Raw genomic sequence first — 15,565 nt, 5'->3', positions numbered from 1 at the left:
GTTTTTGTCATGATAAGAATATGCCTCATGAAAAGAACTTTCTAGAAAACTATTGTGTATTTACATTAGATTAATGAAATTTTTATGTTGGATATAAAGTGTGAATTTTATATTAAAATAACTAATAAGGTATTGGATTTTGATGTAATACATAAGAAATTTGAAAAAATCGTTGCAAAAACACACTGTTTAATGGTAAAGTTCACATGAAGTTCACACGGAATTCACTTCATTCGTTTAAAATGAACGACGTGTGAAAAATAAAACTCTTGCTAAAAAATGGAACTGGATGAATATTTTACTTTGATAATATTGTAAAGTATTAAGTTTATAGTTTTTCTCAAGAGGATAGTAGGGAAAGGAAGTAAAGACAACTTATGAAAAAAGTAATCGCAGGTTTAGCAGCAGCGTCTGTAGCAGGCGTAGCAGTTCCTGGAATGGATTCTGCTCATGCACAAGTTTCAAATGATGCGCTAAAAGAAATTAATGGACAAGCTCAAACACAAACTCAAACGACTGTAACTGAAACAAAAAATGTAGAAACAACTTCTGAATTAAAATACACAGTAACAGCTGATGTATTAAATGTACGTTCAGGTGCTGGTACAGGACATAACGTTATTTCTAAAGTAAAAGAAGGTCAAGTACTACAAGTAATTGGACAAGAAAACGGTTGGTTCAAAGTTAATGTAAATGGTCAAACAGGTTATGTAAGTGGGGACTTCGTAACAACTGGTGGCAATAAAGGAACTACTGTTCAACAAGGAACAGGTACTTATACAGTAAACGTTTCTTCACTAAACGTACGTACAGGCCCAAGCGCGTCTCATACTGTTTTAGGTTCTGTAAACAAAGGTAAAACAGTTCAAGTTGTAGGTGAAGTTCAAGATTGGTTTAAAATTAACTTCAATGGTGGAACTGGATACGTAAGTAAAGACTTCGTAACAAAAGGTGGTTCAGCTGTATCTAACGAAACACAGCAACCAACTACAAACAACAATACTACTACAGTTCAAACTGGTGGTTCATATGTTGTTAACACAGGTGCTTTAAAAGTACGTACAGGTCCAGCTACATATAACCCTGTAATTGGTGGGGTAACAAACGGTACAGTATTAAACGTTACTGGTGCTGAAAATGGTTGGTATAAAATTAACCATAACGGCCGCACTGGTTATGTAAGTGCAGACTTTGTTAAGTTTGTAAAAGGCGGAGTGAACAATGTAGTTACTGGTGGTAACCAAGGTACGAACCAAGGACAAAACCAAGTACAAAAACCAACAGCGCCAACAGGTGGAGATACATCTTCAATCGCTGCATTCGCTAGATCTTTAAATGGTTCACCATATGTATTTGGTGGTCAAACTACTGCTGGTTTCGACTGCAGTGGATTCATTCACTACGTATTAAATAAAACTGGTCATTCAGGCGAACGTCAAACAGTTGCTGGATACTGGAGCTCTAAAACAAAAACTAGCAATCCACAACCAGGTGATTTAGTATACTTCTCTAACACTTATAAATCAGGTCTTTCTCACATGGGTGTTTACTTAGGAAACGGTCAGTTCATTAGTGCAGAGAATGAAAGTGTTGGTGTAAGAATTAGTTCAATTAATAACTCTTACTGGTCTAAACACCTAACAGGTTACACAAAAGCATACTAAGAAAAAGTAGTTTATAAACTACTTTTCGTATAGAGAAAAGGCTTTCCAGGGAAACTTGGGAAGCCTTTTTCATAGTTATATAAACTAGAAATATAGGGTAGCCTTTATTTCAAATTTCCATGCAAAAATTTAGCATATAAATCATGGAAATAGTTTGGACGAAACAAATTTGCTGCATGTCCAGCCAATGGAATTTCTTTATATAAAACATTTGGAAGAATAGACTTTAAATCAAAAAGACAAGATTTATAGAGATGATCATGTTCACCCATTACCCATAATATAGGGTGAGGAAGTCCTTTTAATTTTGATTTTAAGTCGAATTCTAAGCGATGACGTAATGATTGAGCAATTATAGACGAATGTAATTGTAACCCAAAGCGATAATAAATATTTCGTGAAATAACAGCGAAAGGATTTGCCTTTAATATTCCGCTTGGGAAAATTGTATTTGCATATTGAGAAAGCCAAGTGGAATATTCATCTCCTCGCTTTTCCCAAAATTTTTGAAACACGTTATATAAAAGGGAAGGATTATTATAATGTCCACCAATATGACAAATGCTTAGTACCTTTTCTGGGTGCATTTGCGCAAATGTCGTAGAGATATAACAGCCATAGCTTAGGGCGCAAATATGAGCCTCTTTAATACCCTCTTTTTCATACAAGTTCAATAATTGATCTACGAGCCGCTGCAATGAAAATTCAATAGCTTCTCCTTTATCTTCACCGTGACCCAATAAGTCATAAGTTATAATGTTGTAGGAAGAAGAAAATCGTTTATGCTCTTTTTTGAAGGCGCGGCGATTTCCAACTAATCCATGAATAAAAATGATTGTTTCCTTTTCGGAATGTGTATTTGTTTGCAAAAAGGATACTCCTTTCGATGCTGGAGATTTATATAGTATTTTAAATTAGCTAATTGATAAAATTAGTTATATATATTCTATGCGTAGTCTATAATTCGCATAGAATAATAATAAGTACCTGGTAATAATATCAGATGTTTATACTTGTTGTAAAGATGCGTTTATATGTATATTTTGTAAAAATAGAAAAAGTGTGTTTACATTCAGTTTACATTTATAGCGTATTCTAGTTTTAGAAATAATAGTTTTGTTTATAACGAGGAGATGAAAGACAATGGAAGTTAGGAATACAGAAAAGAAAAAAGGGAATTGGAGGCAGTTTTTACGTCTCATTCAAGATACAAATCCACCGAAAGGCATTCTTATTTTCGCTTTATTAATGAGCTTGCTTTCAACTGGAGCGAGTTTGTTTATTCCAATGTTAACAAAAGGTTTAGTCGATAATTTTTCAATTTCATCAATTAGTACGGGACAAATTATTGGATTAGTTGCATTCTTTATTATGCAAACAATTGCTGCAGGGTTGTCTATTTATTTACTGAATTATATCGGGCAAAAAATTGTGGCTGGACTTAGGGAGCGATTATGGAAAAAGGTACTTATCTTACCAGTGTCTTATTATGATCAAAACAGAACGGGAGATACAATTAGTCGTATGACAAATGATACAGGTGTTGTTAAAACATTAATTTCTGAGCATTTGTCAAACTTATTAACAGGCGGTATCTCAATTATTGGATCATTAATTGTATTATTTGTTTTAGACTGGAAAATGACGATTTTACTTTTAACGGTTATTCCGTTATCGGTACTAATTTTAGTTCCACTTGGACGAAAAATGTATAAGATTTCAAAAGCACTTCAAGATGAAACGGCTTCTTTTACTAGTGTATTAACACAAGTACTATCAGAAATTCGCTTAGTGAAATCTTCAAATACAGAAAAAAGAGAATATGAAACTGGTAATAAAGGTATCGAAAAGCTATTGCAATTTGGTTTGAAAGAAGGAAAAGTGCAAGCTTTAATTTCACCAGTTATGTCGTTTGTATTAATGGCATTACTTGTTATTATCGTAGGCTACGGTGGAATGCGAGTTTCTAGTGGTGCATTAACAACAGGTGAACTTGTAGCGTTTATTTTATATTTAGTTCAAATTATAATGCCAATGAGTCAGTTATCTATGTTCTTTACGCAATTCCAAAAGGCGATTGGTGCAACTGAAAGAATTAATACAATTTTAGAGTATGAAGTAGAAGACCATGAAACTGGTGTGAAAGTTACAAATGCAAAGCAGCCGATAGTGATTGAAAATGTTCATTTCGAGTATAACGAAGAAGAGAAAGTCTTGAAAAATATCGATTTCACGATTGAATCCGGAAAAGTAACGGCAATTGTAGGGCCAAGTGGTAGCGGGAAAACAACTTTATTCTCATTGTTAGAACGTTTTTATGAGCCAACGAAAGGTGTTATTAAATTAGGGGAAGAACCAATTACAGCATATTCATTACAGTCATGGCGACGTCAAATTGGTTACGTTTCACAAGATAGTCCGTTAATTGATGGAACGATTCGTGATAATATTTGTTACGGTGTTGAAGGTGAAGTGACTGATAAAGAAATCGAAAAAGTAGCAGCGATGGCGTATGTTGATGCATTTATTCATGATTTACCAAACGGGTATGCAACAGAAGTGGGAGAGCGTGGTGTGAAGCTTTCTGGAGGACAAAGACAACGAATTGCGATTGCTCGAGCACTGCTTCGAGATCCGCAAATTCTTATGTTAGATGAAGCGACTTCAAGTCTTGATAGTAAATCGGAATCGGTTGTTCAGAAGGCTTTAAATAACTTAATGAAAGGTAGAACGACTTTAGTTATTGCGCATAGACTTTCTACTGTAGTAGATGCAGATAAAATTATCTTTATTGAAAAAGGGAATTTGACAGGTAGTGGATCTCATGACGAATTATTACGAACGCATGACATGTACCGTGAATTTGCAACGCAGCAGTTGAAAATTAAAGAAGGTGCATTATAGAATGAAAACAATCAGTGAGGGTGAACTTCACTGATTGTTGATTTTAGAGAGTTGTAAAAAGTATGTTAAGCAGAAAGGATATGATTCCTTGATACCTAAAATATTAATTGTAGATGACGATCCGCACATTAGAGAACTCGTTTCTGTATTTATAGAACGAGAAGGTTTTCAAACATATGAGGCGGTTGATGGACTGGATGCTCTAAAAAAAATAGAAGAAGTAAAAGTTGATATGGTAATCCTTGATATAATGATGCCAAATATGGATGGGTATGATTTATGTTATGAATTAAGAAAATACTATGATATGCCGATTCTTATGCTAACTGCTAAAGGTGAAACATCTCAAAAAGTAAAAGGATTTCACCTCGGAACAGATGATTATCTTGTGAAACCATTTGATCCGTTAGAATTAGTTGTAAGAGTCAAGGCATTATTGAAACGTTACCAAATTACAGTATCGCAAACTATCCAAGTGGGGAATGTACTTTTAAATCGTAAAACATTTGAAGTTACAGTTGGAGAACAAACGGTGACGCTACCACTAAAAGAATTTGAGTTGCTCTTTACATTAGGATCTAAAGCGGGAAGAACTTGTTCACGAGAGCAATTAATAGAAGGCATATGGGGATATGATTTTGAAGGGAATGAACGCACGCTAGACGTTCATATTAATCGGTTGCGTGAAAAGTTTCAAGAAGAGCTATCGAAGTTTAATATAAGGACGATAAGGGGCTTAGGGTATCGCTTAGAGGTAAGTAAATGAGACAAAGAGAAAGAATGAGTAAGATGAAGATGTTAAAAGTAATGGGGGCGATAGTAGCGCTCTTTACTTTTCTTACTATAATTTGGTCAATAGCTTTTTTTGTATCGTCTAGTGTAATGAAAGCTTTTGAAATAAACGTATCGCCTTTTATTACTTTTCTAATTAGTGATATGGTCGGCTTTGTATTTATTGTTCTTATTTGGGTATTGATCGGAGTATTAATGAGACCGAAGCGAGAGGCGATGATTTGGACGATCATTGAACCGATACAAAAAATTGCAAAAGGAGATTTCTCCGTAAAAATACGAAATGAAGAAAAGTATGATGGAGAAATTGGAGTGCTTGTAAAAAGTATTAACGATATGACAGATGAGCTAAATACAATGGAGAAAATGAGACAAGAGTTTGTATCGAATGTTTCTCACGAAATACAGTCACCATTAACAACTATAAAAGGATTTGCTCGGGCACTACAAGATGATAATCTTACTGATGAAAAAAGGAAGCATTATCTTACCATTATTGAAACTGAAACAACGAGATTATCTAAATTGAGTCAAAATTTATTAAAGTTAACACTTTTAGAATCAGAAGAGTATTCACCAGAAAGAGTTACCTATCGATTAGATCAACAGTTGAAACAGATTGTGTTAAATAGTGAGCCGCTCTGGGATGAAAAAGGAATTGAGTTGGAACTTGATTTAGAGAAAGTTCTTTTCACTGCAGACCAAGAAAGTATGAGTCAAGTATGGATTAACCTAATTCATAATAGCATTAAATTCACGCCAAATGGTGGCACGATTACAATTCGGTTAAAAGAACATAAGAAATTAGCAGAAGTACGTATTCATGATACGGGAATTGGTATTTCAGAAGAACAAAAACAACATATATTTGAACGGTTTTTTAAAGCTGATTCTTCACGAAATCGAGTGTATGGAGGAAGTGGTTTAGGATTAGCGATAGTAAAAAAAGTAGTTGATCTACATCAAGGAGAAATAAAGGTTGAGAGCATAGAAGGACATGGTGCGGAATTTATTGTACGTATTCCAAATCATGAAGAAAAGTAGTGCTAGGGGTGTTCCTTTAGCACTACTTTTCTTTACAGGTACATTTATTATTACTATAGTTACCTATAAGTAACCTACGCACATGAAAGTGCATCATTGCCTTTTTACATAAACATAGATACACTTTTAATATAATAAATAACTGAGAAGAGTAAGGAGTGTTATACTTGGCAGAATTATTACAAGGGAAAAATGCTTTAATTACAGGAGCAGGTAGAGGGATTGGTCGCGCTGTAGCAATCGCATTAGCGAAAGAAGGCGTGAATGTAGGTCTTTTAGCTCGTTCAGAAGAAAATTTAAAAGCAGTTGCGAAGGAAGTGGAAGCAGAAGGCGTAAAAGCTGTTATTGCGACTGCAGATGTATCTTCATATGAAGAGGTAACTACTGCAATTGAAACGTTAAAAAACGGTTTAGGATCTATCGATATTTTAATTAATAACGCAGGTATTTCTAAGTTTGGTAAATTTTTAGAATTAGACGTTGCTGATTGGGAAAAAATCATTCAAGTAAACTTAATGGGTGTATACTATGCAACTCGTGCAGCTTTACCAAGCATGATTGAACAACAATCTGGTGATATTATTAATATTTCATCTACAGCAGGGCAAAAAGGTGCACCTGTAACGAGTGCATATAGTGCTTCTAAATTTGGTGTTCTTGGCTTAACAGAATCGTTAGCGATGGAAGTTCGTAAACATAACATTCGTGTAACAGCTTTAACACCAAGTACAGTAGCAACTGATATGGCGGTAGATTTAGGATTAACTGATGGAAATCCTGATAAAGTAATGCAAGCGGAAGATATTGCAGAATTTATCGTAGCACAGCTGAAATTAAATAAACGTACATTTATTAAATCTGCTGGACTTTGGTCTACTAATCCGTAAGTGCTAAATTTAAAAACAGAGAAGGGACATCTATTCGTAATGGAGTGGATGTCCCTTCTTTATTTTTGTATATAAAACAGAATTTTCAGTATAATCATAAGTGAATGGTAGAAAAGCATTAAAAACTTGAAGGAGGAGTTATTGACAATACTAGTAGTGATCCCCGTGTACAAGGGATACGTCGTTTCTATGAGATAATAGCTGCTGAGCCACGTGTAAGTGCTACAGCGCTTCAAACTGTCGGAAGTAAAGGGTATGATGGATTTGTAATGGCAGTCGTAAAAGAGTGATGTAAGGAGGTAAAAGGGATGAAAAAGAAGTTTCAAAAATTATAACGTGTATCGTGTGCAACACAGTTAGCTCGTGGACCTCCAACATACATAACAATATAAGTTTATATATAAAATTGGAGGTTAGGAATAGATGAGAACTGAAAAAGAAATGCTAGACTTAATTATAAATACAGCAAAAGAAGATGAGAGAATTCGAGCTGTCATCATGAATGGATCACGTGTAAATCCAAATGTGAAAAAAGATTGTTTTCAAGACTATGATATTATTTATGTTGTGAAAGAAATACAGTCTTTTACGTGTGATCATAGTTGGATTAAACGATTTGGAGAAATAATGATTGTGCAAATGCCGGAAGAAATGTCATTAGTTCCAGCTGATGAAGATGGAAAGTTTCCGTATTTAATGCAGTTTACGGATGGGAATCGGATTGATTTAACGCTAGTTCCATTTGATTTGATAAATAAGTTCGTTGGACAAGATAGTTTAAGTAAATTACTACTGGATAAAGACGATTGTATTGGAGAATTTCCACCAACAAGCGATAAAGATTATGTTATAAAAAAGCCTTCAGAAAAAGAATTTTTAGATTGCTGTAATGAGTTTTGGTGGTGCAGTACAAATGTGGCAAAGGGGCTATGGAGAGAAGAGCTTTCTTACGTGAAAGGAATGCTTGATGGCCCTGTGCGAGATATGCTTATTGTTATGCTAGAATGGCATATTGGGATGAAAACAGGCTTTACAGTTAATACAGGGAAGTTTGGAAAGCATTTCGAACAGTATTTTGAAAAAGATATGTGGGAGCAATTTAAAAAGACATTTTCAAATGCAGAATATGAAAACATATGGGAGTCATTCTTTATAATGGAAGATCTGTTTAGAGAAGTTGCGAATGAGATTGCTAACGCTTATGGATATCAATACCCGCAAGGTGATGATGACAAGGTGACAAGTTATTTAAAACATGTGAGAAAATTACCGAGAGATAGTAAAGTAATTTATTAATTATATTGAGTAATAGGACTGTCCTAATAATGGACAGTCTTATTTTTGTATATTGATAAGAAATTCTCTAACAAAGTATATATACGCGACATATGAAATTTTAGGGAGGTTTTTATCATGTATTATTTTTATTCACCAGAAATGTTCGTTCCATTTCAATGGGGACTAGAACGAGATATTTCGTATGCTTATATGCCATATAACTCATTTTATTATGGAAACTATATAAGCGCAGTGCCATACGAATTAAATGTTCCTCAAAATTATCAACTCCAAATGAAAGAAGAGGATCGGGGATCATGGACACCGTTTTCATGGGTCGAAAAATATGCGTATGCTTTTTCAGGGCCATACAATAAAGCGGAAGTAGCTCTTACATTTGATGATGGACCAGACTTAGTATTTACACCAAAAATATTAGATAAGTTAAAAAAACATAATGTGAAAGCAACCTTTTTCCTACTCGGTGAAAATGCAGAAAGGTATCCGAATGTAGTAAAGCGTATTGCTAATGAAGGGCATGTAATTGGTAATCATACGTATAATCATCCGAATTTAGCGAAAGTAAATGAGGCTGAGTACCATAATCAAATTATAAAAACGGAAGAAATATTAAGTCGTTTAGCTGGTTATGCTCCTAAATTTATACGTCCACCGTATGGTGAAATACTTGAAAATCAATTGAAATGGGCAACGGAGCAAAATTTTATGATTGTGCAGTGGAGTGTTGATACAGTTGATTGGAAAGGTGTAAGTGCTGACACAATCACAAATAATGTGTTAGGGAATTCATTTCCTGGTAGTGTAATACTTCAGCATTCAACTCCAGGTGGGAATTTGCAGGGATCTGTAGATGCGCTAGACAAAATCATTCCGCAGTTAAAAACGAAAGGAGCACGTTTTGTAACACTTCCAAGTATGTTCCAAACATCGAAGGAAAGAAAATAAACGTGTTAGTAATTGGGAAATACAGGATTATACCGTATAATGAACGTGTAAGTTAGGAGGGGATATAATTGATGTATGCACTAGTAAACATAGGAATGAGCATATTGATTGGTGTTATATTTATACTTGCCGCACTTATTCTTCAAAAGAATCCACCGACAGATATAAACGCAGCATACGGTTACCGGACGAAACGATCTATGAAAAATAAGGAATTATGGGATGCTGGTAACCAGTATAGTGCAGAAGTGATGAAACAAAATGGGTTCATTATGTTGTTGATAGGAAGTATTATTAGTATCCTGTTTAGATATCCCCATACAACTTTAGTGATTTTGATTGTTATGCTATTGTTGATTATTCACTTATTTATGCGAGTAGAGAAAAGATTAAAGACACTTGAACAATAATGAAAAATAAAATAGGGCTCCCGGGCAATATAAGCTGGGAGTCCTATTTTATTTACAAACTATTATTTTTTAGCAATTCCTGTCCTTGCTCTACAACAAATTCATAGTATTCAAGTTCATAAGGATAGATATCTTCAAATGTTATCGTTATCGATTTCCTGTTTAAAACAGAAATAGCCGTTAAAGATGAAATATCTCTTTTTAATAGTTGTAGAAAAGAAGTTGCATGTACTTTCATCACATCATCTACTTCTTCACCTGGTGCAAATGGAAGTGGTTTTATTACATTGTGAAAATACATATGACAAAACTCACGATCAATAAGATTTGAAATTTCATAATCTATTTTAAAGATGCCTTTGTATGCTAAATCAGTAGTTTGAAAGGAAAGTCCCAATTCTTCTTCAATTTCACGTAGGCCGCCAATTTGTACATCTTCATCATGCATAATGTGTCCAGCTGATGTAATATCCCATATACCCGGTGCCTCTTTTTTATTTTTAGAGCGTAATTGAAAATATAAAAACATATCTTCAGCATCTTTTTCTACAAACCAGCAATGAAATGTTTCGTGCCAATCACCGTCACGATGCACTTCATCACGTAATTTCTTTCCAAGTGTATTTCTTTCAGGATCAAATATCGTTAACCACTCTGTCATTTTAATTCCCCTTTCTGCAAATTTTATTATACAATATTTGTATTGAATTTTGGGAAAATAAAGAAAAAGAGGTGGGTATAAGTGAGGATTGAAAGTAAAGAAATAAAATCGATTATTTCAACAGAGGAAGAATTACGACAAATATTGGGGCAACCTAGTGAACGCGCTTTGAAAAAAGTTATATCATCACTTGATCATCATTGCGTAGATTTTCTATCTAAATCTCCTTTTCTAGTATTGTCTACTGCAAATAAATTCGGAGAGTGTGATGCTTCGCCGAGAGGAGATGCACCTGGATTTGTATACATCATAAATAAAAATAAAATTATCATTCCTGAAAGACCGGGTAATCGTCGTATAGACTCTATTTTAAATATTATTTCGAACCCGCACGTAGGATTAATCTTTTTTATCCCTGGTCTTGGAGAGTCACTGAGAATAAACGGCCGTGCTTACGTTACAAATGATGAAGAAATATTAAAAGAAATGCAGGCGAATGGACGTAATCCTTTACTTGGAATTGTTGTTGAAATAGAAGAATGCTATATTCATTGCGCAAAAGCTTTTATTCGTTCAAATATGTGGAATCCAGAATCGTGGTTAAATAAAAAAGCGCTACCTTCAGCAGCAAAAATGTTACTTGAGCATGCGAAAGTGAATGCCTCAGAAGAGGAAGTTGCACGTTCGTTAGAAGAAAGTTATACGAAAAGATTGTATTGAAAATTTCTTTATTAATATAGTTTTAGTGAGGGAGGATCTTCACATTGTAGAAAGTGATGTTCATATGTGAACAGCTGGTTTATAAGTTGATAAGTTATAAGATACGCAATAAGAGCGCTCTTTGTGAAATGTTATTGTGAAATATAATAAAAAATTATCTTTAAATTAGTGAGTGAAAATAGGCTTGCGTTTTAAAATTTTCATAACTATAATAAGTTAACAAATAGACATGAACGAAAAAGTAACGATAAGGACATGAGATGATTTTTACGGTTTACAGAGAGGGGAGCCAAAGGCTGCGAGCTTCCTAACACGGGAAATGTGATCTTACCACCTTTGAACTTCAATAGTGAACGAGTAATCTAGTAATTATTGACGGTATCAGCCGTTATCTGAACTTGAGCAATCTGGAAGAAAATAAGTCTGGGTTGGAACAAGGGTGGAACCACGAAAACACATTCGTCCCTTTACTAGGGATGAGTGTGTTTTTTTATGGGTTTTAAGATTGAAAATTTTAAATAATAAAAAAATATATTGATTTTGTTTTTTATGCGAGTATAATGAGTTAACAAATAAACATGAACGAAAAAGTAACGATAAGGACATGAGATGATTTTTACGGTTTACAGAGAGGGAAGCCAAAGGCTGCGAGCTTCCTAACACGGGAAATGATCTTACCACCTTTGAACTTCAATAGTGAACGAGTAATCTAGTAATTATTGACGGTATCAGCCGTTATCTGAACTTGAGCAATCTGGAAGAAAATAAGTCTGGGTTGGAACAAGGGTGGAACCACGAAAACACATTCGTCCCTTTACTAGGGATGAGTGTGTTTTTTTATTACTTTGAAGGGAGGTGCTGTAACATGAAACGATTAGCACGTACGGAAATAACCACCACCTGTATGAAAAAATGGCAGAGCAAGGTGATTGATAGAGGTGAAAAATAAAATTCTAGGAGGAGATTAGAAGATGAATAATGTTATTAATGTTGGGGTATTAGGGTTAGGTACTGTCGGAAGTGGTGTTGTCCATATTTTGAAAGAACATTATCAAAAAATCGCTCTTGATACAGGGTGTGAAGTAAAGGTAAAGGCAGTCGTTGTGCGTGATTTAGAAAAAGAACGTGATGTTTGTATTGAGGGAATCGTAGTAACGAGTAATGTGGATGAAGTTCTAAATGATTCAAATATTGATATTGTAGTAGAGGTAATGGGCGGAATTGAAGAAGCGAAACAGCATATTATGAAGGCTTTACAAAGTAAAAAACATGTTGTAACTGCAAATAAAGATTTAATGGCTGTATATGGGGCTGAGCTTCTACAATTAGCAAATAAAAATAATTGCGATTTGTTTTATGAAGCAAGTGTAGCAGGTGGAATTCCAATATTAAGAGGATTAGCAGACGGGCTAGCTTCAGATCAAATTGAAAAAATAATGGGAATCGTAAATGGAACAACAAATTATATGTTAACAAAGATGAGTCAAAATGGATGGTCGTATGAAGAGGCTTTACAGGAGGCGCAGAAATTGGGTTTCGCAGAATCTGATCCAACAGCAGATGTAGATGGACTAGATGCTGCGAGAAAGGTAGCGATTCTTGCTAACTTAGGTTTTTCGATGAATGTTTCTTTAGAGGATGTTCAAGTTAGAGGTATTCGAAAGGTCGAAAAAAAAGATTTAGAAATGGCCGAAAAGTTAGGATTTACTATGAAATTAATTGGTAAAGCGGAGAAACAAGGATCATCCATTCATTTAAGCGTAGAACCGACTTTATTGCCAAGTCATCATCCATTATCGAATGTAAATAACGAATTCAATGCGGTGTATGTTCACGGTCAAGCGGTTGGGGAAGTGATGTTTTATGGACCAGGAGCTGGGAAGTTACCAACTGGTTCTGCTGTAGTAAGTGATATTATTTCAATCGTTAAAAATATGAATCAAGTTCCGAAAAACAAAAGTGCGTTAAAAGAACCAGAGCCATATGAATTACAAGGAGATGAAGAAGTAGTTTCGAAATATTTTTTACGCATTTCATTACGAGATGAGCCTGGAATGTTGCAAAAAGTAACAGAATGTTTCGTTAATTATTCTGTGAGTTTAAAAGAGGTCATTCAATTACCTTTGAATCGTGAACTTGCAGAGGTCGTTGTTGTGACACATCAAACTTCAAAATATCAATTCGAACGAGTTTTAGGAGCGATAGAAGATGTCGCAAGTGAAATAAACAGTTACTACATTATTGAGGAGGAAAAACAATATGTATAAAGGTCTATTAAAACAGTATGTTTCTTATTTACCAGTGAATGAAAACACACCTGATGTCAGTTTAATGGAAGGGAATACACCCCTTATTCCATTATTAAATATATCAAAGCAATTAGGGATTCAGTTATACGGAAAATATGAAGGAGCAAACCCAACAGGTTCTTTTAAAGACCGTGGTATGGTAATGGCCGTTGCTAAGGCGAAAGAAGAAGGTTCAGAGGCAATTATTTGTGCATCAACAGGTAATACATCGGCATCGGCTGCAGCTTATGCGGCACGCCTCGGGATGAAATGTATTATCGTAATACCAGAAGGGAAAATTGCGCATGGAAAATTAGCGCAAGCAGTCGCTTATGGGGCGGAGATCATTTCAATAGAAGGAAACTTTGATGATGCACTTCGGGCTGTAAGAAATATTGCAGCAGAAGAGCCGATTACATTAGTAAACTCAGTGAATCCTTATCGAATTGAAGGACAAAAAACAGCGGCATTTGAAATTTGTGACCAGTTGCAAAGCGCACCAGATGTTTTAGCTATTCCTGTTGGGAATGCTGGGAATATTACAGCATATTGGAAAGGGTTCTGTGAATATGAGAAAGAAAAAGGCTATAAGAAGCCAAGAATTCACGGTTTTGAAGCGGAAGGAGCAGCGGCAATTGTAAAAGGACATGTAATTGAGGAACCTGAAACAATCGCAACAGCGATTCGCATTGGTAACCCAGCAAGTTGGTCGTATGCAGTAGAGGCTGCTGAGCAGTCTAATGGTGAAATAGATATGGTATCAGATGAGGAGATTTTAAATGCGTATAGATTGTTAGCAAAAACTGAAGGAGTTTTTGCAGAGCCAGGATCAAATGCTTCATTAGCGGGCGTAATTAAACATGTTCAATCTGGAAAAATCAAAAAGGGAGAGACAGTTGTTGCAGTTTTAACTGGAAACGGTTTGAAAGATCCTGATATCGCAATTTCCTCTAATAAATTAGACATTGCAAGTGTTTCAAATGATATAGAACAAATTAAAGATCATATTAAAGGGGTGATTATGTCGTGATACCATTAAGAGTTCGTGTTCCTGCTAGCACAGCGAATGTTGGACCTGGATTTGATTCAGTAGGAATAGCATTGTCATTATATTTAGAAGTGAGTGTAAAAGGAGAAGCTGATAAGTGGCAAGTAGTACATTCTTTTGACGATTCAATTCCAACAGACGATAAAAATTTAATTGTTAGTACGGCATGTAAAGTATGTCCTTCTTTATCACCCCATATAATAGAAGTTACTAGTAATATTCCGTTGACAAGAGGGCTAGGAAGCAGCGCGTCAGCGATTGTAGCAGGAATAGAGCTTGCGAATCAACTTGGAAATTTACATTTAACAACTGATCAAAAAGTTCAAATTGCTACAAATTTTGAAGGACATCCAGATAATGTTGCTGCGTCTATTTTAGGTGGAACTGTAATTGGAGCACTGGACGGAAAGAATGTTTCGGTCGTGAGGATTGAAAGTAAGGAGTTAGGCGTAATTTCTCTTATTCCAAATGAAGAGCTAAATACGGATGAAAGTCGATCTGTATTACCAAAGATGTTTCCTTTTCATGAGGCTGTTAAAGCTAGTGCAATTAGCAATGTGTTAGTAGCTGCATTATGTCAAAAGAAGTGGGAAGTTGTAGGTGAGATGATGGAGAGAGATCATTTTCACGAGCCGTATCGTTTAGAACTTATACCGTTATTACCATCTATTCGTAAATGTGCAAAAGAGTTTGGGGCATATGGTACAGCACTTAGTGGCGCGGGACCATCCATTTTTATATTAACTCCATATGAGAAGCGGCAAGAAATTGCTGAGCAATTAGCGAGAGTATTTATAGCAATGAAAGTATGTGAGCTTGAAATCGATCATAAAGGGGTTACTGTAAATAAGGAAGAACATATTGGATTATAAAGAAAGCTAGCATCGCTAGCTTTCTTTACGT

Annotated in this window: 14 protein-coding genes, 1 pseudogene and 2 other annotated features; of the genes and pseudogenes, 13 read left to right on the top strand and 2 right to left on the bottom strand. The window is 35.1% G+C overall.

All coding sequences use genetic code 11. The features are described from left to right. Positions 1–377: 377 nt before the first annotated feature. A complete protein-coding gene (entFM, locus tag VK90_RS11100; RefSeq protein ID WP_048372757.1) occupies positions 378–1,664 on the top strand; it encodes an enterotoxin EntFM in 1,287 nt (428 codons plus the stop codon). A 104-nt stretch (positions 1,665–1,768) separates the two neighbouring features. On the opposite strand, the gene VK90_RS11095 is transcribed toward entFM, so the two are convergent. Continuing rightward, positions 1,769–2,533, bottom strand: a complete 765-nt coding sequence (locus VK90_RS11095; protein ID WP_048372755.1) for an alpha/beta fold hydrolase — start codon at positions 2,531–2,533, stop codon at positions 1,769–1,771. Positions 2,534–2,807: 274 nt separating this feature from the next. Here VK90_RS11095 and VK90_RS11090 point away from each other — a divergent pair, with 274 nt between their 5' ends. The 8 genes and pseudogenes from VK90_RS11090 (at position 2,808) to VK90_RS11060 (ending at position 9,945) form a co-directional block, all read left to right on the top strand. Next, positions 2,808–4,568, top strand: a complete 1,761-nt coding sequence (locus VK90_RS11090; protein ID WP_048372754.1) for an ABC transporter ATP-binding protein — start codon at positions 2,808–2,810, stop codon at positions 4,566–4,568. An 88-nt stretch (positions 4,569–4,656) separates the two neighbouring features. After that, positions 4,657–5,334, top strand: a complete 678-nt coding sequence (hitR, locus tag VK90_RS11085) for an envelope stress response regulator transcription factor HitR (RefSeq protein WP_048372872.1) — start codon at positions 4,657–4,659, stop codon at positions 5,332–5,334. Beyond that, a complete protein-coding gene (hitS, locus tag VK90_RS11080) occupies positions 5,331–6,404 on the top strand; it encodes an envelope stress sensor histidine kinase HitS (protein WP_048372752.1) in 1,074 nt (357 codons plus the stop codon). The genes hitR and hitS overlap by 4 nt, the downstream gene beginning before the upstream one ends. Before the next feature lie 167 nt (positions 6,405–6,571). Next, complete coding sequence (locus VK90_RS11075; RefSeq protein ID WP_000818985.1) at positions 6,572–7,291, top strand: 3-ketoacyl-ACP reductase; 720 nt, start codon at positions 6,572–6,574, stop codon at positions 7,289–7,291. A 128-nt stretch (positions 7,292–7,419) separates the two neighbouring features. Further along, positions 7,420–7,581: pseudogene (locus VK90_RS28440) on the top strand (O-methyltransferase); the annotation flags it as partial. A gap of 133 nt (positions 7,582–7,714) precedes the next feature. Continuing rightward, positions 7,715–8,587, top strand: a complete 873-nt coding sequence (locus VK90_RS11070) for an aminoglycoside 6-adenylyltransferase (protein ID WP_048372750.1) — start codon at positions 7,715–7,717, stop codon at positions 8,585–8,587. A 117-nt stretch (positions 8,588–8,704) separates the two neighbouring features. Next, positions 8,705–9,535, top strand: coding sequence for a peptidoglycan-N-acetylglucosamine deacetylase (locus tag VK90_RS11065; protein ID WP_048372748.1), 831 nt, complete (start codon positions 8,705–8,707; stop codon positions 9,533–9,535). A gap of 71 nt (positions 9,536–9,606) precedes the next feature. Next, positions 9,607–9,945 carry an SdpI family protein gene (locus tag VK90_RS11060; RefSeq protein ID WP_048372746.1) on the top strand — a complete coding sequence of 113 codons (339 nt, stop codon included), beginning with the start codon at positions 9,607–9,609 and terminating at the stop codon, positions 9,943–9,945. A gap of 52 nt (positions 9,946–9,997) precedes the next feature. Here VK90_RS11060 and VK90_RS11055 read toward each other — a convergent pair whose 3' ends face one another. Continuing rightward, positions 9,998–10,606, bottom strand: coding sequence for an NUDIX hydrolase (locus tag VK90_RS11055; RefSeq protein ID WP_048372744.1), 609 nt, complete (start codon positions 10,604–10,606; stop codon positions 9,998–10,000). Positions 10,607–10,687: 81 nt separating this feature from the next. Here VK90_RS11055 and VK90_RS11050 point away from each other — a divergent pair, with 81 nt between their 5' ends. The 4 genes from VK90_RS11050 to thrB all read left to right on the top strand — a co-directional run bounded on the left by VK90_RS11050 (position 10,688) and on the right by thrB (position 15,534). Next, entirely contained in the window at positions 10,688–11,326 is a 639-nt protein-coding gene (locus VK90_RS11050; protein WP_048372743.1) for a pyridoxamine 5'-phosphate oxidase family protein, read from the top strand. Between the two features lie 235 nt (positions 11,327–11,561). Continuing rightward, positions 11,562–11,796: a binding site (T-box leader), on the top strand. A 114-nt stretch (positions 11,797–11,910) separates the two neighbouring features. Further along, positions 11,911–12,143, top strand: a binding site (T-box leader). Positions 12,144–12,297: 154 nt separating this feature from the next. After that, a complete protein-coding gene (locus tag VK90_RS11045) occupies positions 12,298–13,593 on the top strand; it encodes a homoserine dehydrogenase (RefSeq protein WP_048372741.1) in 1,296 nt (431 codons plus the stop codon). Then, the gene (thrC, locus tag VK90_RS11040) at positions 13,586–14,644 is read left to right on the top strand and encodes a threonine synthase (RefSeq protein WP_048372740.1); all 1,059 of its coding nucleotides are present in this window, start codon (positions 13,586–13,588) and stop codon (positions 14,642–14,644) included. Before VK90_RS11045 ends, thrC begins: the two co-directional genes overlap by 8 nt. Further along, positions 14,641–15,534, top strand: coding sequence for a homoserine kinase (gene thrB, locus VK90_RS11035; protein ID WP_048372739.1), 894 nt, complete (start codon positions 14,641–14,643; stop codon positions 15,532–15,534). Before thrC ends, thrB begins: the two co-directional genes overlap by 4 nt. Positions 15,535–15,565: the final 31 nt, after the last annotated feature.

It is taken from the genome of Bacillus sp. LK2, assembly GCF_001043575.1.
In the GTDB taxonomy this organism is placed as follows: Bacteria; Bacillota; Bacilli; order Bacillales; family Bacillaceae_G; genus Bacillus_A; species Bacillus_A paramycoides.
Note: the sequence above shows the minus strand (reverse complement) of the source record. Positions and strands in the feature narration are given on the sequence as shown.

What these genes read in the sequence shown, in the direction of transcription:
- VK90_RS11060 (WP_048372746.1), top strand. Translation starts at nt 9,607, where the DNA reads ATGTATGCACTAGTAAACATAGGAATGAGCATATTGATTGGTGTTATA.
- VK90_RS11090 (WP_048372754.1), top strand. Translation starts at nt 2,808, where the DNA reads ATGGAAGTTAGGAATACAGAAAAGAAAAAAGGGAATTGGAGGCAGTTT.
- VK90_RS11045 (WP_048372741.1), top strand. Translation starts at nt 12,298, where the DNA reads ATGAATAATGTTATTAATGTTGGGGTATTAGGGTTAGGTACTGTCGGA.
- hitS (WP_048372752.1), top strand. Translation starts at nt 5,331, where the DNA reads ATGAGACAAAGAGAAAGAATGAGTAAGATGAAGATGTTAAAAGTAATG.
- entFM (WP_048372757.1), top strand. Translation starts at nt 378, where the DNA reads ATGAAAAAAGTAATCGCAGGTTTAGCAGCAGCGTCTGTAGCAGGCGTA.
- VK90_RS11070 (WP_048372750.1), top strand. Translation starts at nt 7,715, where the DNA reads ATGAGAACTGAAAAAGAAATGCTAGACTTAATTATAAATACAGCAAAA.
- thrC (WP_048372740.1), top strand. Translation starts at nt 13,586, where the DNA reads ATGTATAAAGGTCTATTAAAACAGTATGTTTCTTATTTACCAGTGAAT.
- VK90_RS11055 (WP_048372744.1), bottom strand. Translation starts at nt 10,606, where the DNA reads ATGACAGAGTGGTTAACGATATTTGATCCTGAAAGAAATACACTTGGA.
- VK90_RS11065 (WP_048372748.1), top strand. Translation starts at nt 8,705, where the DNA reads ATGTATTATTTTTATTCACCAGAAATGTTCGTTCCATTTCAATGGGGA.